This window comes from Vibrio sp. 10N.222.55.C6, assembly GCF_041473395.1.
GTDB classification, from domain to species: Bacteria; Pseudomonadota; Gammaproteobacteria; order Enterobacterales; family Vibrionaceae; genus Vibrio; species Vibrio crassostreae_C.
Map to the genome: position 1 here is coordinate 1 of NZ_JBFRSD010000254.1, position 209 is coordinate 209.

Annotated in this window: 1 pseudogene; it reads left to right on the top strand. The window is 47.4% G+C overall.

Annotated elements, in window-relative coordinates:
• Positions 1–209, top strand: a pseudogene (locus AB4486_RS23525) (MFS transporter); the annotation flags it as partial.

Here is a 209-nt window from a genome sequence, read left to right on the forward strand (position 1 = left end):
TCCGTTGGCGCGTTGGCATCCTTAATCACTTACGGATCTATCTGGGTGATGCTAGAACAGCTGAAGCTCGACTTTGCTTGGGTGTACGGTATTACTGGCGGTATTGGTTTTATTCTGGTTTTGGTGATGACCTTTGGCTTCCCTGAGTTTCAAACCAAGACGCCACAGAATAAGAAGTTGGTACTGCGGAAGCGTTACTGGCTCTACTA